This window comes from Paludisphaera borealis (assembly GCF_001956985.1).
Taxonomy (GTDB): domain Bacteria; phylum Planctomycetota; class Planctomycetia; order Isosphaerales; family Isosphaeraceae; genus Paludisphaera; species Paludisphaera borealis.
Map to the genome: position 1 here is coordinate 7,111,016 of NZ_CP019082.1, position 17,176 is coordinate 7,128,191.

The following is a 17,176-nucleotide window of genomic DNA, read 5'->3' on the forward strand; positions in this document are numbered from 1 at the left end:
CGAGGCTCAGGCTTCGTCGAGCCTGATCTTGCGGGGGACGGCGGGGGGTGGGATGTAGGCGAGGAGTTCGCCGATGAGGTTCTCGGGATTGTCGGAGGTGATCAACGGGGCGAGGAACTCGCTCCGGATGAAGCCTTGTTCGGCCCCGAATTCGAGCAGGGCGAGGAGCGGGTCGAAGTAGCCCTCGATATTGAGCAGGCCGATCGGCTTGCGGTGGATTCCGAGGGCCGCCCAGCTCAGGATCTCGAAGAACTCCTCGTAGGTGCCGACGCCCCCCGGCATGGTCAGGAAGGCGATCGACTTCTGCGACATGAGCGCCTTGCGCTCGTGCATTCCGGGGACGACGTGCAGTTCGGTGAGGCCGTGGTGGGCGATCTCGCGGGTCGCCAGCGGGTCGGGGATGACCCCGACGACGCGACCGTCGCCGGCCAGGGCGGCGTCGGCCGTGACCCCCATCAACCCGACCCGGCCGCCGCCGTAGACCAGGCCGACGCCGCGCCGCGCGAGTTCGGCTCCGACCCGGGCCGCGTTCTCCCGGAAGGCCGGCGAAACGCCGAACGACGACCCGCAGAAAACGCAAATGTGTGGACGATGAGGCATACGAGTCGATTCGCTCCCGGCTTCACCTCGTCAGGATCGGGCCGCGTTCATCTTGGCCTCGGTCGTGTGGCGAAGGATCGTCGTGTAGTAGAGGGCCAGCAGACCGATGATGTAGAGCAAAGTCACAGCAATCCCCGCGCCGAGCGGCGCGGCGACGTCGAAACCCCCTTCTCCGGGATTCAAACGATCCGGCGACGGAACGCTCGCGCCGGCCGCCGCAACGCCGCCGAGGCCGATGTCGGGCTCGCCCTGGCTGAAGAAGCTGTAGACGATCATGGCCGTCGCCAGGCCCGCCGAGGCGCCGCCGAGCACGACGACCAGCAAATGCATGATGTAAAAAATCGAGAGCGGGTTCACCCGTTCGACCCGTTTGGTGTGAATCCCGAGCAGGGCGTTGAGCTTGGCGACCTCGTAGATCAGGCCGATCCGTGCCCGGATCAGGAGGAAGCTGATGAAGATCGCAAGCACCGCCAGCGTGGCGAACGTGACCGGCAGGCACCAGTACTGGACGACCCGCAGCGGGATGATCGGCGCGACCTCGGGCTTGACGTTCAAGAGCCCGGTCGCCGCGGCCACCAGGATTGAGGCGACGGCCAGGAAGATCCCCACCGAGCGGTTGCGGTCGGTCACGAGCTGGTGGATCGTCCGCGAGACGTGGAGGAACCGGACGTCGGCCGCGATCGGCGGATGCGCGTCGGGCTTCCAGCCGGCCGCCGCCTCCTCGCCGAGCATCTCGATCTCGGCGAGCCGCCGGTCGAGCGCCTCGTCGCCTCCTACTTCGTTCTTGAGGCCATCGAGCGTCTCGCGGATCGTGCCGTCGATCGGCTTGATCGGCGCCGCGGGGCCGGTCTCGGGTGCATCGGAAGACGCGCTCATGCCGACAGCCTCGAATGGAGGAAACTCGGAACGCCTCGGGGAGACCGCGACGCTATCATGAACCACGAAGCCTCGCGATCGCAAGAGAGGCTCTGGCGGCGCGTTGCTCGCGAGTGCGGGCACGGGATTCTACCGGCTCTTTGCGACCGGTATGATGAGAAGCCTATTCGGCGTAGAGACCGACGACGATTCGAGGACGACCGCTCATGCGCGCAGCATACATCGAAGAAACCGGGACTCCCGACGTCATCAAGGTCGGCGACCTGCCGACGCCCCAGCCGGGGCCGGGCCAGGTTCTCGTCCGGGTCCGCGCCGCGGCGCTCAATCCGATCGACCTTTACATCCGGTCGGGCCTTGTGGCGATGCCGCTCGCATTCCCGTACGTGATCGCGAGCGACTTCGCGGGGACCATCGACAAGGTCGGCGAGGGGGTCAAGAGCCATCGCGCCGGCGACCGCGTCTGGGGGTCGAACCAGGGCCTCCTGGGACGGCCCGGCGTCGCCTCGGAGTACGCGGTCGTCGACGAGGAATGGCTTCATCCGACGCCCGCGCTGCTCCCCGACGTCGACGCGGCGGCCATGGCCATGGTCGGGATCACCGCCCACCTCGGCCTGTTCCGCACGGGGAAACTCCAGAAGGGTGAGACGGTCTACGTTCCCGGCGGGAGCGGCGGCGTCGGCTCGATGGTCGTCCAGATGGCCAAGGCCGCCGGGGCGCGGGTGGCGACGTCCGCCGGCCATCCCGACCGCGTCGAGCTTTGTCGCAAGCTCGGCGCCGACCTGGCCCTCGACTACAAGACCGACGACATACCCGCTCGACTCCGCGAGTTCGCCCCCGACGGGATCGACGTCTGGTACGAGACCCAGCGCGATCCGAATCTGGAGGTCACCGTCCCCTTGCTCCGCAAGCGAGGCCGGATGATCTTGATGGCGGGTCGGGCCGCCAAGCCCCCCCTGCCCCTCGGCTCATTCTACCCGCGCGACTGCTCGCTGCTCGGCTTCGCGGTCTTCAACTCGACGGCCGAGGAGCAACGCCCCTGCGCCTTCGACATGAACCGCTGGATCGAGGAAGGCCGCCTCAAGCCGCTCGTCGGCCGTGCCTTCCCGCTCGAAGCCGCCGCCGAAGCCCACCGGTTCCTCGAAGCCAACACCCTGCACGCCGCGGGCTCGCTGACCGGCAAGGTCGTGCTCACGGTGGATTGACGCATCGATCGAATCCGCATATTGACGAGTCTCCGAAAGCTCCCTGTCCGCGAGTCGAACCCTCCCCGCCGGCTCGCCGACGCCCTTGAAAGGCGACCCTGACCGATGAATCTCCTGACGACCCTCGAAGGCTCGATGATGGAGGGGTTCCTGCCGGCCGGCTGGGACCTCGCGAAAATCGACGCGTGCTGTTCCCACCCCGCCGCCGCGATCGACGAGCGCCAGCCGTGGTGGAACCCCGATTTCGAGCTGGTCCGGTGCGGCGACACGGCCGACTTCGACGTCATGATGGGGCACGAGATCGCCTCGGCCATCCGCCGCACCCGCGACCAGGGGCGGCCCGCCGCGATGATCCTCCCGGTCGGACCGATGGGCATGTACCGCTGGGCCGTCTACTTCCTCAAAGAATGGAACGTATCGTGTGATCACGTGCACGGTTTCAATATGGATGAATGGAGCGACCGCCACGGCGCGACGCTCCCCGCCGACAACCCCGGGGCCTTTCAGCACGCGATGGAGGGTGCCTTCTACGGCGCTTTGGGCTCGCGGACCGTCCCCGCCGCCCAGCGCTGGTTCGCCACGCCCGACCGCCTGCCCCACTACGCCGAGCGGATCGGCGAGCTGAAGGCGAAGGGCGCCGAGTTGATCGTGATCTTCGGCATCGGCCGCGTCTGCCACATCGCCTTCTGGGAGCCGCACTTCGCCGCCGAGTACAAGAGCGTCGACGAGTGGAAGGCCGCGACCCACCGGCTGGGGGCGAAGCTGCACCCGCTGACCATCGAGCAGAACGCGCTGACGAGCTTCAAGAGCCGGACGACGCTGGTCCCGGCGTTCGCCAACACGATCGGCCCGGGGTTGTTCCTCCAGGCCGACCGGATCATCGGCGGCGCCGACGGGATCTTCGACCGAGGCATGCAGTGGCAAGGGGCGAGCCTCTGGACGACGCTTCGGTACGGCCCCGACCCGTGGATCCCCAGCTCGTTCATGCCCACGCTCGCGGGCCGGCTGTTCTACCACCACGCCCTCGCCGGCCCCCTCGCGCCGGAGCTGAACTGAACCGAGGTTCGGGGCCGTCTCTTCGCGGGAGACGGCCCCTGCCCCACTACTTGGCCTTCGGCTTGCGCTTGTCGCGGGCCATCTGTTCGGCCTTCTGACGGTACTCCTCGTTCTGGGCGCGGAAGATCTCGTTGAGATCGTCCTTCTCGCCGGGCTTGGTGAGGTCCTGGCCCTTCTTCGTGAGAGCGATGAAGCCGATGCACATCTCGTCGGTCGTCGCCTCGCCCCAGGTGACGAGCTGGGGCGCGTCGCGATTGGGATTGCGCGAGTTCGACGACGAGTTGTCGAAGTGGGCCGTGACGTTCAGCACGGTCCCCTTGGGGATTTCGATGGGCTGTTCCAGGTAATACTGGTACTGCCACTTGAAATCCCAATCGTTGATCTTGATCAGGTCCTGAGTGCGACCGTCCGGGAAGGTGAGCGTCATCAGCATGTCCTTGCCCAGCAGGTGCATGTGCGGGGCCACGGCATAGGCCGTGAGGTCGACCGGCGCCGTCCACGTCGCCTTGACCTCCACGTTCGACTCGCCGGGAGGGAGCTTCAGGTCGGGGTTGCGCGCGGCGTTCCAGTGGAGCGTCTGGCGCACCGGCTTGCGGGCGAATCGCAGGCCGACGCGGGTGCGGTCGACCTCGGCCTTGCCGTTGGGATGGTAGTGGACCTGGACGACCACGTCGGCGTTCTTCGGCAGCGACCGACCGACGCCGTCGGGCAGGATGCTCGGCCTGCATCCCGGCGCCCAACCGCCGAGGTCGCCGTTGACCGGAACCCCGGGGCCGGAGAACGAGGTATAACCGGGACCAGGCTCCTCGGCGTCCCGCTTGCGAGCCAACCCCTTGGTTTCGACGTACCCCAGCAGGTGGTGGACGACCCGACTGTTGCCGGGCGCGTACTCGATCCCCGAGACGTACACGTCCTCGGGAAGGTTCGTGGGGATGACGAAGCAGCGGTAGATGTCGTCGCCCGTGGCGGGGACCTCGAAGTCCACGCCGATGTCGACGATCAGGTCCGGCCCCCCTTCCATCGTCCAGTCGTGGGGGAACGCGCGGGGGGGCGGGAGGTCGGCGGGGTCGCCTTCGGGGGCGCCGGCTTCGGCCCAGGCGGCGATCGTCTGGACGTCGTGATCGGAGAGCGACCGGTCGTGCTGGAACTTCGGTCCGACGTTCGGGGCCGCCTTCCAGGGGGGCATCGACCGATCCTCGACCACCGAGGCGAGGTCGACGGCGCGCTTGCGGGCCTGCTCGTAGGTCTCCAGGGCGAAGGGCCCGACCTGCCCTTTGCGGTGGCACTCCTGGCAGTTCTGCTGGAGCACGCGGGCGACGTCCTTGCTGTAGGTCGGCGCCGCGTCCTTGGCGGGAACCGGGATCGGGCAGCCCACCGGCTTCACGTATTCGACCTTCACCGGGCTTCCGGACAGCACCGCGCCGAGCGCGTCTTTCAGCTCACTGCCGGGGGCGGCCGCGGCGGCGTTGCGGACTCCACGGGCGGCGAACTGATCGTCGATCCGGCCGTGATACCGGACCTTGCCCTGGCCGTCGATCACGTACGCCTCGGGCGTCATCGTCGCGCCGAGCTTGCGGGCGACGGCGCCGCGACGGTCGAGCACGACGTCGAGCTTGAGCCCGAAATCACGGGCGTGGGCTGTGACGTCGGCCTCGCTCAGGTCGGGGTCGACGCAGACGCCGAACCACTTGACGCGCGGCGGGGGGAAGGCGTCGAAAAGCTGGTTGAGCGTCGGGCTGTAGGCGTTCGAGATCGGGCATTCCGAGGAGTAGAAGACCACGACCGCGGCGCCGTCGGCCGGGGGCGCGGCTTTGAGAGTCTTCCCGTTCAGTCCGCGCAGCGGGCCGAGATCGCGAAAAACCCCGGCGTCGTCGGCCAGGGCCCGCAGGGAGGCGGTGCCGACGGCCAGGGTCAGGATCAAGGCGAGGCCCCGGAGCGGACCTCGAAGCGGCTTCCATGAGGCTTTCACGCGAACACTCCCTGGTGCACCATTCTAAGTTGATAATGCTAACTTCTACACTAAATCCGGGCGTCCCGGTTGGCAAGGTCTCGATCGCCGCAGGCGTGCTTGAGCGATCGAATCCAGCCTGGGACGCCCGGCGGCGGTCAGAAGAACAACTGCATGCGAGCCAGGAACAGGTCGTTCGTCTTGTTCCTTTCTCCTACGTTGCTGAAGACCGGTTGGCCGAACTCGGCGTGCTCCCACTCGAACATGAATTTGAGGTACTGGTTGATGTGCCAGTTGAAGCCCAACTCGGTCATGTACAAGCTGTTGGTCCAGAGGTTCGGATCGGCCAGGCCGTTCGTGAAGACCTCCTTGCCGATGTTCATCTGTTGGTAGCGTCCGGTGAGTTCCCAGGCGCCGAACCCCATTTCCCCGTTCTTCATGCCCAACGGGTGCAACGGCTTGACGATGCCGATGCCGCTGCGGGTCTCGCCGGTCAGCATATACCCCGCCAGGACGTAGAACGACTGGACCGGGAGATGCGTCCGAGAGGCCAGGGCGCTGCTCTGCGCGTAGTCCTGAAACCCGCTGCCCCACTCCGCGTTGACGGCGAGTTGCTTGTAGTACCAGGCCGTGTGAAGGTCCCAGAAGGTCATCGGACCTATTTCGCGGACGTTGTTGTTGAAGGCCAGGAACGGCACGCCGGCGACCGAGTTGCCCGCGGTCGGGACGATCGTCCGCAAGGTCTGGGGGAACGGGGCGTTGTTGTTGTTGCCGCCGAAGACCGAGCCGCCGACGTTGAAGTTCTCGAGGAGCGAGCCCTCGTTGTTGTTGAACGGCTTCCAATTGAGGAACGCCGAAACGAACTTGGAGTCGGTGTTCGCGACGTAGCCGTTGCGCGACCCGTTGAAGATGCCGGCCGCGTAGTCGAGGGTGTTGCTGAACAGCCGTCCGAAGCCCATCACGCCCAGGTCGCGGTTCTGACCGAAGTTGTTGAAGAAGACCGACCGCTCGGGGAGGATCAGGCCCTGAATCGGGTCGACGAAGAATTCATACGTGAATGGGGTCTTCATGCGTCCGCCGCGGACCCGGAATCGCGGGTCGAAGTCGAAGTCGAGAAAGACGTCGAGCATGCTGACCGTGTCGAAGCCGTTGGCGAGCGAGACGAAGTAGCCGATCGGCTTGGTGATTCGACCGCTGAACATCCACCACTGCCGGGGGATCAGGAAGCTGTCTTTTTCGGTCGCGTGGTTGCCTTGCTGGTATCCTCGATACTCGAACTGCGTCAGGTTGTGGAACTGGAGGATGTACTCGTCGTCGTCGGTCCGAAGCTCGAAGCCAGGGCCGAACTTGACGTTGGCTCTCTTGCTTTCGAGGGTCGCGGGGATGTTGAATCGTGCGTTGGGGGGAGGATTCGGCGGCATCGATTGGCCCGGCGCGCCGACGCCGCCCGCGGCCGACGGCTCAGCTACGGTCGCCGGCACGCCGACGTCCAGCGGCGCCGTTCCCGGCGCCGATCCCGCGGCTCCGGGAGCCCCCGGAGTCGTCTGGGCCCCCATCGCCCCGGCCGCCACGGGGGGCGACGTCGAAATCGTCTGCATCTGGCCCGACAACTGGTTGACCATCGCTTCAAGCTGGCGAACCCTGTCCTCAAGCGCGGCCTCGCGCGGAGTCGTGGCCGCGTCGGTTGCGACCTCGGGGGTGCTCGGTCCCGGTAGACTAGGCGTCGCCGGCGAAGCTTCCTCCAGCGCGCCCTGGGTAGGCGCCGCCGGCTCCTGGGCTCGAAGACCCCTGTCGGCCCCTGCGCCGAGCCAAACCAGGGCGATCAAGAGCCATCTCCGTTTTGGACCCGCAATAGGATTGGGCATCTTCGTCTTCCCCGCCATCCTGGATTTCATCCGGCCTCGACTCGAAATAGGCGAAGCTCGTATCTCATATCCAAAGTGATCGGAAAACGGTCGGGGTGACTGTAGCGGTAATTCCGGAGATTCCGAGTCGGCTGGCCACAAGAGCTTTGTCGACCGGGCCTTCTGGGGATGGGTCGGGCTTAAGAATGATGACGATTTTTTAATATCGCCCCTGCTTGATCCTAGGGCGAGGCGATCCGTCCACTCGAAGACGTCGTTTCGACGGCCGCGTCCTGCCGACCGTCGACGCCTTGCGGCGGGGCGACGGCGGGCCGACGGGAATCGACGAGATCGACGCCCAGGCCGGTCGCCGGGATCACGCGGCCGGCCGGCATCGCTTTCAGGTTGCGGCCGATCGTCGCCCCCTCGGCCCCCATCGGTCCGCCGACGCCCCTACCACGCCCGAACCGCCTCGACGAGTCGCGCGAGGCGCAACCGGCGAGAGCCGAGACGATCGGCAGGGCGAGTAAGACTAGGCATTTTCTTCTACGCATGACGCCCACTTTCCTGACATTGGCCCGCATACTAGGGAACCGAGTCGCGAAGCCGCAGGTCGACGACCGCCGACGCCGAGAGCGCGGACGAGCGAACCAGCGGCCATCGTGAGTGAATCGGCGGGGCGTCGGGTCGGCCTTGAGCCATGAATCGGACGAGGCCGGCGGGTCGGCGGCTTAGAGAGCCGATTCGACGAATTCAATGGCCGAGGTTCCGACCATCAAGAAGAAGCCCGCCAGCAGGGCGACCGAGAGCTTGAAGCGGTCATGCGAGTGGAACTGAAGCTCGGGGAGCAGGTCGCTGAGGGCGATGCAGAGGAACGTCCCGGCGGAGAACGAGAGCGCGACGGCCGTGAGCGCCGAAGTGCTGTGAGGTGAAAGGTTTCCGACGCCCACGAAGAACAGGGCGGCTCCCAGCGGGATCATCAGGGCGAAACCGAGGTTGACCAGATGCGCCAGCCGGCTTGAAACCCCCGAGCGAAGCATCAGGGCGACAATCGTCATGGCGTCGGCCGGCTTGTGCAGCAGGGTTGCCAGGAATACGCCTAAACCGGTTGCCCCTAACGCCTTGCGGTCGGCGAAATCGGCCGCCACGGCGCTTGCGAGAGCCACGCCGCCGACCAGCGAGTGGATGCCCAGCCCGAACGCGGCGGTACCCCACGAGAGCGCCCGGCCGGCCGTCTCGCCATGTTCATGGCCGTGACCCACATGATCATGATCGTGATCGTGATCGTCGGTCGACTTGGGGTCGGTCGACTCGTGATGGTGGAACGAGAAGAACCGCTCAAGGAAGAACAGGGACAGCAGTCCCACGGCGGACCAGCGGACGGTCCCCGGCGAGCCCATGCGGACGGCCTCGGGGAGCATGTGGAAAAAAGCCGCGCCGAGCATGGTGCCGGCGGAGAAGCTCAGGTAGATCTGCAACCGGGTGTGGTTGAGCACCAGGGCCAGCGGCGTCACGCCCCCCAGCAGGCTGACGGCGACGATCAGCGTGCAGAACAGGGACAGAATGACGAGCATGGCCATCGCGCGTCTCGGAATCCTTGGGGAATCGACCCTTGTTCAGACGAGCAAGGGCCGTGATAATTGCACGTGTTACGCAGGTGATCGTGATCGCTCGCGGGCGGTACGAACCGCACCCGGCGGCAGGCCGTCCGCGACAAAGCCTCGTGCGGGGGGAACGCCATGTCGAAGCTCAGCGAAGTGCAGATCCTCGACAAGCTGCCGGCCGCGCCGGGGTGGCAGCGGCACGGAGACATGCTGGTGCGAACCTGGCAATTTCCTTCATTCCGTCGCGCGATCGAGTTCGTCAACCAGGTCGCCGGAATGATGGAAAAAAGCGATCACTACCCCGATCTCGTCATCACCTTTCGCAACGTCCGGGTGGAGATGTCCACCCACGACGTCGGCGGCCTTACGGAACACGATTTCGCGCTGATCCAGGAGATCAACGCGATCCCAGTCGACCGTTGAGTCAGCCCCACGCCGACCCAAGTAAAATCCCCGACCACGGGGCCGGGGATCGATTACCTTCGACGCGACGGAAAACCCCGACGCGGCACCGGCTTGCGCCGCGCGGAATGGGTCGAGTCGATTACTTCGCCGCTACGGGGCGCTTCGGACCCGACTGACCGGGGGCCAGCCGCCGGTATTTCGTCTTGGGGAGGTTGTAGACCCCCGCCTCCGGCTTCCACTTCTCGTCTTCCTGAAGCACGGCCAGGCGCTCCGCACGCGTCAGCACGTTCCGCGCCCGGCCCATTCCACTAGCCTTCTTGAGACTCTTGTCCAGCGACATTCGATCAACTCCAGACCAGTTCCGTCCCGGCGTTCTCGTTTCGGGATTTTGAACCTGAGATCTTACCCGGTCGATCCCGACGACGCAAGCAAAGCTCGGCCGCCTTTCACCCTCCACTTCACTTTCCCTCTCGTCCAGGAAATGGGTTCGTTCGCGCCGAAAACCAACCCGCCCCGCCCTGCGTCGACCTCGCTTCTTCCCGATTCCAGGCCCCTGGGGCGGCCTTTCTCCGATCGCCCGACCGTCGCGGCGATTGGCTTCGTTCGGCGCGGCCCATTTCTCCAGGAATCAGCTCTAAAGCCTTTTGTGGGAAGAATTTCGGCTTGATACGAAAATTGGCTTCGATCGCGCGGAAACTCGCTCCCTTTGTCCGCTTCGGCGGTTCCCCGTCGGCTCGGCGGTCGAGCGTTTCGGTTCCGCATCCGCTCGCCCGGTCGTTGTGGCGGCCTCTCGGGACGTTGGGTTCGTTTGCCCCTTTTTTTGATGTTCGGCCGCCGAGCGATTCCGTCTTCCCGCGTCCGGATTATCAAAGATCGGCGACGGTGCAGTACGGCGTCTACCCTGAATGTACTACCCGCCGACACGTTTTGATCGCCGATTTCAACGCTCCGGCTCGGCTCGCCGGGGGGTGAGTCGGTCCCAGATGAGGAACGCGGCGACCCCCAGGGCCAGGGTGCCTATTCCGTAGCCGAGGACCAGCCATTGCGAGGTCCCGAAGACGAACAGCCAGCCGACCAGGGCGACGACGGCCGGGATGGGATAGAAGGGCATTCGGAACTTCAGCCTGGCCATGATCTCGGGACGGCGACGGATCGCGAACACCGTGAAGATCTGCCCCACGAACTGGATCAAGATCCGCGACGTCAAGAGCGCCGTGATCACCGTCGTGAGATCGGCCAGGCAGGCGAGCATCCCCAGTCCACCGATAAGCAGCAGCGAACGGTGGGGGAAGTCGCCCTTGGGGTGGGTCGCCGCGAAGTACCGGAAGAAATGACCGGCCTTGGCCGAGGCGTAGGGGACCCGGCTGTATCCCAGGATGATCGCAAACGTCGACGCCAGCGCCGTCCAGATGATCATGAGCGTCAGGAAGCCCGCCGCGCGCGGGCCGGCGATCCGCTCCATCATGTCGCTGGCGACGTTCGACGACTTCATCGCCTCGCGCCAGGGGACCACCCCGATGATGCTGATGTTCATCGTCAAGTACGTCAGAGCGATGGCCACGACCGAGATCAAGATCGCGCGTGGGATCGTCCGCGACGCGTCGTCCACCTCGTCGCCCAGGTAACAAATCTGGTAGTACCCGAGAAAGTCGTACATCGCGATCGCCAGCGCCATGCCGAGACCCATCGAGTTGACGGAGTTGATCTCCCAGGCGCCCTCGGGGAAATCAAAGGCCAACCGGGAATCGAAGTTCAAGAGGCCGGCCACGATGACCCAGGCGACCGTGGCGAGCATGCCGACCCACAGGACGACCACGAGCCGACCCGCCATCTCGATCCGCCGGTAGGCCATCAAGGTGACGATCCCCATCACCCCCAAGGCCAGGAGATGAAATCGGGGGACGGGCGAATTCAAGCCGGGGAAGACTGAGCCCCAGTTCCACATCGGTGTTCTCAAGGCCGGCGCGAAATAGCTGGCGTATTGGGCCAGCCCGATCGCGCCGGTGGCGATCTCCAGAGGGCCGCTGAACAGAAACTGCCAGACGAACAGGAACTTAAGAGCCCTTCCGACGGTTGATTCGCCGTAAGCCGCGTCGAAGAAATGGTAGGTCCCCCCCGATCCCGGAAAGGCCGCCCCCAGCTCGCACCAGACCAGGCCGTCGGCCAGCGCGACGATCGCCCCGAGAACCCACCCGACCATCGCCTGGGGACCGCCCATGGTGGTGAGGATCGCCGGGATCGTGATGAACGGCCCGATCCCCACCATCATCGACATGTTCAGGCTGACCGCCTGGAGCAACCTCAACCGACGCTGCAACATCCGACGCTCCCCATCGTTCCCTGGATCCGCTTCGAGCCGGAATTGAGAGGCTCCTATCCTAGCGACCGCCTGGGACGGCCATCAGGGGGGCGCGGCAACCTTGGATTGACCTCCGAGGCGACTCGGAACAAGATGGCGGCGAATGGACGTGTCGGGCCCGACCGGCCTTTTTCGACATAGGGCGAGCGGAGAGGGGAACAGGCCGTGAACGATCAGCCGGACGCGATGAACGAGCCTGCTCCGCCGTCGCGCAGGCGGCGCATCCGCCGGAATTTCGTGCGGTCGGCGGCGGGGGTCAGCCTGGTCGCGTCGATCGCCGTCGGCTCGTTCTTGCTCAAGCCGTACTACGGCAGCAATCTCGGGATCGTGGACCCGGGCCGCGTGATCCGCTCGGCCCAGCCGACGTCCGGCCTCAAGGACATGATCCGCGACCACAAGCTCGCCTCGATCCTCAGCCTCCGGGGCGGTTCGCTTCGCGACTGGTATTATTCGAACGAGGTCGGCGTCGCGAAGGAAGCGGGGGTCGACTTCTACGACCTCTCCATGAGCGCCACGAAACGCCCCAAGCGTTCCGACCTGCTGCGGTTGATTGACGTGATGAACCGCTGCAAGTATCCCCTGCTGATCCACTGCAAGGCGGGGGCCGACCGGACGGGGCTGGCGAGCGCGATCTACCGGATGGTCGTCCTCAAGGAGCCTCCCGAAACGGCTGTCGAGGCGTTCACGATCTACCACAGCCACGTCCCGCTGTTCGGCACCCAGCAGCTCCACGAACCGATCGACGAGTACGCCGCGTGGCTCGCTCAGAACGCCCTGCCCCACACCCCCGAGCGATTCCGCGACTGGGTCATGAACACCTATCGGGCCGACGACCCGGCCGTCGAGCCGCCCCCCGTCCTCCCCGGCCCGCGGCATGCGCTGCAAGCGGAAATCGGCGGTCATTCCGGGTAGATCAAATAACGGTCGCGGACCTCGGCGAAGTCGGCGAGTTCTTGCACCCAGAGGCCCTCGATCCGCCCGGCGGTCTTACCGTCAAGGATGGCCTGGTAGGTGGCGTGGTCGGCGAGCATGGGCTGAAGGCGGTCCGGCTTCCACTGGTCTTTGTAGCCCTTGCGCAGGGTCGAGGCGAGGCCGAGACCCAGCTTGATCGGGTCGAACGTCGACCAGTCGACGACCAGGATCTGCACGCCTCCGCAGCGCTCGCCCTTGTATTGCCGCTCGCTGGGGACGAACTCGATCGGCACGAACCGCGAGCCGGGGATCGAGGCGTCGTTGAGGGCCTTGGCCCACTCCGCCGGCTTGATCCAGGGGGCGCCGACGCGTTCGAACGGGGTGTCGGTGCCGCGTCCGGTCGCCAGGTTGGTCGCCTCCAGCCAGCCGACGCCGGGATAGAGCAAGGCTTCGGTGAGGCTCCGCATGTTCGGCGACGGATTGACCCAGCGCAGGCCGGTGCGGTCGTAGGTCGCGTCCCGCGTCCAGCCCTCGCACGGGACGACTTCGAGGTCGGCCTCGATCTTTCGTTCGGTGTTGTAGAGCTTGGCCAGCTCGCCGACGGTCATCCCGTGGCGGATCGGGATCGAGTGGTAGGCGATGAACGATTCCTGGTCGTCGTCCCGCACCGGCCCCCCCACGCCGAGCCCGCCGATCGGGTTGGGGCGGTCGAGCACGACCACCTTCTTCCCGGCGCTCTTGGCGGCTTCGAGCACGAGCCCGAGAGTCGATATGTACGTGTAATAGCGGACGCCGATGTCCTGGATGTCGTAGACGAGGACGTCGAGGTCGGCCAGGTCATCGGTGCTGGGCTTGCGCTTCTTGCCTTCGTAGAGGCTGACGATCGGCAGCTTGGTCGCTTCGTCGACGTCGTTGGCGATCTTCTCGACGTCCAGCGCGCCTCGGACGCCGTGCTCGGGGCTGAACAGCCGGACGAGCTTGACCTCGGGGGCGTGGAATAGCACGTCGATCGTCGATCGGCCGTCGGCCGCCTGCCCCGTGTGGTTCGTGATCAGCCCGACCCGGCGGCCGCGCAGCGGGGCGAAATCCCGGCTCGCGAGGACGTCGATCCCGCACTTGACCGACAGGATCGGCGCGCGGCGAGCGGCCAAAACCGGCGGCGCGGGCTTGGGGGCGGGGGCCGGGAGATCGGTCACGGCGGCGGCGGCCAGCGTGGCGACCATCCTGCGCAGCGGGGTCGTCGAGCCGGCCTTGTTGTCGGGGTGGAGCCGGCTCGTGAGGATGATGACGTAGGCGCGGGTCTCGGGGTCGATCCAGATGCTGGTGCCGGTGAACCCGGTGTGGCCGAAGCTGGACGGGCCGAACAGCTCGCCGCGCGGGCTGCTGAAATCGGTCTCGACGTCCCAGCCCAGCCCCCGGCGCTGGCTGGGCGGCGTGTCGCCTGTGTCGAGCATCATCCGCACCGCGAGCGGGCTCAAAATCCGCTTGCCGGACGGCGCGACTCCCTTGTTGAGCAGCGTCCGGGCGAGGGCGGACAGGTCGTCGGCCGTCGCGAACAGGCCCGCGTGACCGGCCACGCCGCCGAGCGCCCGGGATCGCGGGTCGTGAACCGCCCCTCGGAGCACGGGCTGGCCCGGCTCGGCGGGCTCGGTGGGGGCGATCCGGTCGACGTTCGGCCATTTCGAGGCGTCGCCGGCCGTGGGGCGGAAATGGGCGTCGGTCATTCCGGCCGGCTGGTAGATCCGCTCGCGGGCGAACTGGTCGAGCGTCTGGCCCGAGACCTTCTCGACCAACCGGCCGAGGATCTCGAAACCGACGTCGGAGTAGACGAACCGCTCGCCCGGCCGGAAGTCGAGGCTCAGCGCGGCGAGCTTCTTCCAGGCTTCTTCCGGTCCGTCCTTGTAGTCGCCGATCGCGTTGTCGGGCATGAGGCCGGCGCGGTGGCGCAACAGGTGCTCGATCGTGATCTGGCCCTTGCCGTGGTTGTCGAATTCGGGGAGGAACTTGATGAGCCGGTCGGAGAGCCGGATCTTGCCCTCGTCGATCAGGATCATGACCGACGTCGCCGTGGCGACCGGTTTGGTGAGCGAGGCCATGTCGAAGATCGTGTCGCGCGTCATCGGCTGTTCGGCCGGCTGGACGGCCCGGCGGCCGAACGCCTTGACGTAGCCGATCCGGTCGCCTCGGCCGACGAGGACCACCGCGCCAGGGAGCTTGGCCTGGGCCAGAGCGGCCTCAACGGCCGCGTCGAGGCGATGGAGACGGTCGGCGTCGAAGCCGATACCGCCCGCGTCGGCCGTCGGAGTCGCGGCGGGAGCGTCCTGAGCGCGGGCCTCGCCGAGGCCGAGAACCCCAAGCCCCACGAACAACCATGTTGCAAACGGTCCGGCTGCCGATGGTTTCACGATCGTGACGTCCTGACTGAACGGCTGAGGAAGGGACACGATGCACGACGCGACCATTCTAGCGTGGCCGGCAGGCGCTCGCCGCGCCCTGGCCGCCGAAGCCGGGGCGCGCGAAAGCGGCGAGGGCCGTCGAGGGGACCTCGCCGCTTGGCGAGCACGTCGCTTGGAAGCGGGGGATCAGATTTCGGGGGCGGGCCGCGGGCCGGGGGCTTCGCTGCGGTTCTTGCGCTTGCTCTGAGGGAGAGTCTTGGGCACCGTCCCCGAGGAAGCGGTCGAAGCGTCGACGGCGCCGACCTTGGTTTTCGCGGAGACGGCCTCCACCCCCCTGAATCGCATCCGGTCAGGCAGAAGCAGAAGGCGACGGGGACGGCCGCCAGGACGAGGGATCGAATCTTCATACTCTTAATGGCTCCATCTCGAGGACCGGCGATCGCCGGGTGCAGGAGGAGTTCACCGGGGTCAATAGGCGTCCGAGCTGACGATTTCGCCCCGCCCACGGGTGGCGAGCTTGCGATAGACGCCCGCGGTGAGCTGGCCGTTCGAGGGATTCGGGGCCCCGACGACCTCGATCGAGTCCTTGATGAAGTGGACGCTGCCGTCGCCGAACAGGAAGTTCACCCCGCCCGGATGCATGCTCCGGAAACCCCACTGCCCCATGTTCTGGAGCTGGAGGGCGGGGTTCAGGTCCCAATCGGCGTAATAGGTGGAATCGCCGCCCGGCTCGGGGATCAGCACCTGGGAGTTGGGCTTGGCCACCGTGGTGGCGAAGGCGAAGATCCGGCTGACGCCGGGGCCGACGTTCGAGCCGTACCAGGCGTCTTGAGTCCACTGGTAGAACCAATCGCCGTCGGCGTCGTTCTTGAATTTGGAGGTCTCACCGACGAACAGCGTGTTGCTCAGGCCGTCCGTCACGGCCGAGACGGGGTAGTTGTAATCGGCGTTGAACATGCCGTCGGACTCGATGGTGGGGGAGCCGGAAGTGGGACAGCCGTTCCACCAGTGCATGACGTCCTTGTTGCCCAGCGATCCACCATAAGAGGACTGGGAGCGACCGGCGACGTTCTTGGGATAGGATCGCGACAGCCCGTCCGACGGGCAGATGTAGGAGCTCACGGCCGAATTGTAGGCCGTGCTGTTCATCGCCGCGCCGTTCGCCGACCCGACGCCGTAGGGGGACGCGGAGTCGAGCGAGGGGACCATGAAGTTGATGGCGTTGTAGATGGAGGCCTGCTCCATCTGCGGCAGGATGAAGGCGAAGAACGTGTGGCGGCGGGGCACGGCGCAATCCTGGCTGGCACCGCCGCCGTTGCGGATCGAGCCCGGCGGGTAGGTCCCCTGGGCGCTCTCGTAGTTGGCCAGGCCCAGGCCGATCTGCTTGAGGTTGTTCGTGCACTGAGCGCGACGGGCGGCCTCGCGGGCCGATTGCACGGCCGGAAGCAAGAGGGCGATCAAGACGGCGATGATGGCGATGACGACCAGAAGCTCAATCAGCGTGAAGGCTTTTCGTTTGGACGAATGCAAGCATGAGAACATTTTGAATACATCCTCAAAAAAAAGAGCGGCGGACTGCGGCGCGGCGGGAGCCTCGACGCGGGTCGGGGAATGGATTCAATCGGGCGATCCAAGGGAAAGGAGAGAGTCGGCTGGCGAGGCGGATCAGTGGGCGGGCTTCATGATCTCGACCTTCGACTTCTCGGGAGCGGGAAGGGAGCCGAGTTCGTCCCCCTTCGTGCTGAAAGCGACGACCGGAGGCGGCTCGCCGCCGTAGCGGGCCAGGGGAAGACTCGTGAGGCCGAGCGTGAAGACCAGCAGCCTGGACCGGGCTCGCGAGTGTGTGTGCATCGTCATGGTGCCCTTGTGCTTGAACAGAAAAACAGAATGGAATCGAGCACGGGCGCAGCGCCGCGGAGGGCGGGAACGTAGTGGGCTCGATAGATTATTAATGAATTAGTTAATGAGTGCGTG

The 17,176-nt window shown here is 66.2% G+C and carries 15 protein-coding genes; 4 read left to right on the forward strand and 11 right to left on the reverse strand.

Features of this window, described 5'->3' with window-relative positions; translation table 11 throughout:
- Nucleotides 1–6 precede the first annotated feature (6 nt).
- Nucleotides 7–600, reverse strand: coding sequence for an LOG family protein (locus BSF38_RS27530; protein WP_076350228.1), 594 nt, complete (start codon nt 598–600; stop codon nt 7–9).
- Between the two features lie 30 nt (nt 601–630).
- Nucleotides 631–1,476 (reverse strand): hypothetical protein, encoded by an 846-nt coding sequence (locus BSF38_RS27535; protein WP_076350229.1) that lies wholly within the window; start codon nt 1,474–1,476, stop codon nt 631–633.
- Between the two features lie 206 nt (nt 1,477–1,682).
- Here BSF38_RS27535 and BSF38_RS27540 point away from each other — a divergent pair, with 206 nt between their 5' ends.
- Both BSF38_RS27540 and BSF38_RS27545 read left to right on the forward strand, forming a co-directional pair.
- On the forward strand, nt 1,683–2,678 hold the full coding sequence (locus tag BSF38_RS27540) for an NADPH:quinone reductase (protein ID WP_076350230.1): 996 nt from the start codon (nt 1,683–1,685) through the stop codon (nt 2,676–2,678).
- Nucleotides 2,679–2,783: 105 nt separating this feature from the next.
- Nucleotides 2,784–3,734 (forward strand): 6-phosphogluconolactonase, encoded by a 951-nt coding sequence (locus tag BSF38_RS27545; protein WP_076350231.1) that lies wholly within the window; start codon nt 2,784–2,786, stop codon nt 3,732–3,734.
- Between the two features lie 46 nt (nt 3,735–3,780).
- Here the strand turns inward: BSF38_RS27545 and BSF38_RS27550 are convergent, their stop codons facing one another.
- The 4 genes from BSF38_RS27550 to BSF38_RS27565 all read right to left on the reverse strand — a co-directional run bounded on the left by BSF38_RS27550 (nt 3,781) and on the right by BSF38_RS27565 (nt 9,100).
- On the reverse strand, nt 3,781–5,703 hold the full coding sequence (locus tag BSF38_RS27550; protein ID WP_076350232.1) for a redoxin domain-containing protein: 1,923 nt from the start codon (nt 5,701–5,703) through the stop codon (nt 3,781–3,783).
- A gap of 137 nt (nt 5,704–5,840) precedes the next feature.
- Nucleotides 5,841–7,508: an OprO/OprP family phosphate-selective porin gene (locus BSF38_RS27555; RefSeq protein ID WP_168189476.1), complete on the reverse strand. Its 1,668-nt coding sequence runs from the start codon at nt 7,506–7,508 to the stop codon at nt 5,841–5,843.
- A gap of 260 nt (nt 7,509–7,768) precedes the next feature.
- Nucleotides 7,769–8,080, reverse strand: a complete 312-nt coding sequence (locus BSF38_RS31010; RefSeq protein WP_145952357.1) for a hypothetical protein — start codon at nt 8,078–8,080, stop codon at nt 7,769–7,771.
- A 177-nt stretch (nt 8,081–8,257) separates the two neighbouring features.
- On the reverse strand, nt 8,258–9,100 hold the full coding sequence (locus BSF38_RS27565; RefSeq protein ID WP_083714029.1) for a ZIP family metal transporter: 843 nt from the start codon (nt 9,098–9,100) through the stop codon (nt 8,258–8,260).
- 165 nt (nt 9,101–9,265) lie between these two features.
- Between BSF38_RS27565 and BSF38_RS27570 the strand changes: the two genes are divergently transcribed.
- Nucleotides 9,266–9,553, forward strand: coding sequence for a 4a-hydroxytetrahydrobiopterin dehydratase (locus tag BSF38_RS27570; protein ID WP_076350236.1), 288 nt, complete (start codon nt 9,266–9,268; stop codon nt 9,551–9,553).
- 121 nt (nt 9,554–9,674) lie between these two features.
- Here the strand turns inward: BSF38_RS27570 and BSF38_RS27575 are convergent, their stop codons facing one another.
- Together BSF38_RS27575 and BSF38_RS27580 are read right to left on the reverse strand one after the other, a co-directional pair.
- Nucleotides 9,675–9,875: a small basic protein gene (locus tag BSF38_RS27575; RefSeq protein ID WP_076350237.1), complete on the reverse strand. Its 201-nt coding sequence runs from the start codon at nt 9,873–9,875 to the stop codon at nt 9,675–9,677.
- A 600-nt stretch (nt 9,876–10,475) separates the two neighbouring features.
- A complete protein-coding gene (locus BSF38_RS27580; RefSeq protein ID WP_076350238.1) occupies nt 10,476–11,855 on the reverse strand; it encodes an APC family permease in 1,380 nt (459 codons plus the stop codon).
- A gap of 204 nt (nt 11,856–12,059) precedes the next feature.
- Between BSF38_RS27580 and BSF38_RS27585 the strand changes: the two genes are divergently transcribed.
- Nucleotides 12,060–12,806 (forward strand): fused DSP-PTPase phosphatase/NAD kinase-like protein, encoded by a 747-nt coding sequence (locus BSF38_RS27585; RefSeq protein WP_237170644.1) that lies wholly within the window; start codon nt 12,060–12,062, stop codon nt 12,804–12,806.
- On the opposite strand, the gene BSF38_RS27590 is transcribed toward BSF38_RS27585, so the two are convergent.
- From BSF38_RS27590 to BSF38_RS27600, 3 genes are all read right to left on the reverse strand, one after another.
- On the reverse strand, nt 12,794–15,211 hold the full coding sequence (locus BSF38_RS27590; protein ID WP_237170645.1) for an exo-beta-N-acetylmuramidase NamZ domain-containing protein: 2,418 nt from the start codon (nt 15,209–15,211) through the stop codon (nt 12,794–12,796). The two genes, BSF38_RS27585 and BSF38_RS27590, sit on opposite strands and share 13 nt — an antisense overlap.
- A gap of 459 nt (nt 15,212–15,670) precedes the next feature.
- Nucleotides 15,671–16,744 (reverse strand): DUF1559 domain-containing protein, encoded by a 1,074-nt coding sequence (locus BSF38_RS27595; RefSeq protein ID WP_076350240.1) that lies wholly within the window; start codon nt 16,742–16,744, stop codon nt 15,671–15,673.
- A gap of 123 nt (nt 16,745–16,867) precedes the next feature.
- Nucleotides 16,868–17,059: a hypothetical protein gene (locus tag BSF38_RS27600; protein ID WP_145952358.1), complete on the reverse strand. Its 192-nt coding sequence runs from the start codon at nt 17,057–17,059 to the stop codon at nt 16,868–16,870.
- Between the last annotated feature and the right edge of the window lie 117 nt (nt 17,060–17,176).

Excerpts from the sequence above, each read along its gene's own strand:
- BSF38_RS27530 (WP_076350228.1), bottom strand. The coding sequence starts at position 600 with ATGCCTCATCGTCCACACATTTGCGTTTTCTGCGGGTCGTCGTTCGGC.
- BSF38_RS27535 (WP_076350229.1), bottom strand. The coding sequence starts at position 1,476 with ATGAGCGCGTCTTCCGATGCACCCGAGACCGGCCCCGCGGCGCCGATC.
- BSF38_RS27540 (WP_076350230.1), top strand. The coding sequence starts at position 1,683 with ATGCGCGCAGCATACATCGAAGAAACCGGGACTCCCGACGTCATCAAG.
- BSF38_RS27545 (WP_076350231.1), top strand. The coding sequence starts at position 2,784 with ATGAATCTCCTGACGACCCTCGAAGGCTCGATGATGGAGGGGTTCCTG.
- BSF38_RS31010 (WP_145952357.1), bottom strand. The coding sequence starts at position 8,080 with ATGCGTAGAAGAAAATGCCTAGTCTTACTCGCCCTGCCGATCGTCTCG.
- BSF38_RS27565 (WP_083714029.1), bottom strand. The coding sequence starts at position 9,100 with ATGCTCGTCATTCTGTCCCTGTTCTGCACGCTGATCGTCGCCGTCAGC.
- BSF38_RS27570 (WP_076350236.1), top strand. The coding sequence starts at position 9,266 with ATGTCGAAGCTCAGCGAAGTGCAGATCCTCGACAAGCTGCCGGCCGCG.
- BSF38_RS27575 (WP_076350237.1), bottom strand. The coding sequence starts at position 9,875 with ATGTCGCTGGACAAGAGTCTCAAGAAGGCTAGTGGAATGGGCCGGGCG.
- BSF38_RS27580 (WP_076350238.1), bottom strand. The coding sequence starts at position 11,855 with ATGTTGCAGCGTCGGTTGAGGTTGCTCCAGGCGGTCAGCCTGAACATG.
- BSF38_RS27595 (WP_076350240.1), bottom strand. The coding sequence starts at position 16,744 with ATGTTCTCATGCTTGCATTCGTCCAAACGAAAAGCCTTCACGCTGATT.
- BSF38_RS27600 (WP_145952358.1), bottom strand. The coding sequence starts at position 17,059 with ATGACGATGCACACACACTCGCGAGCCCGGTCCAGGCTGCTGGTCTTC.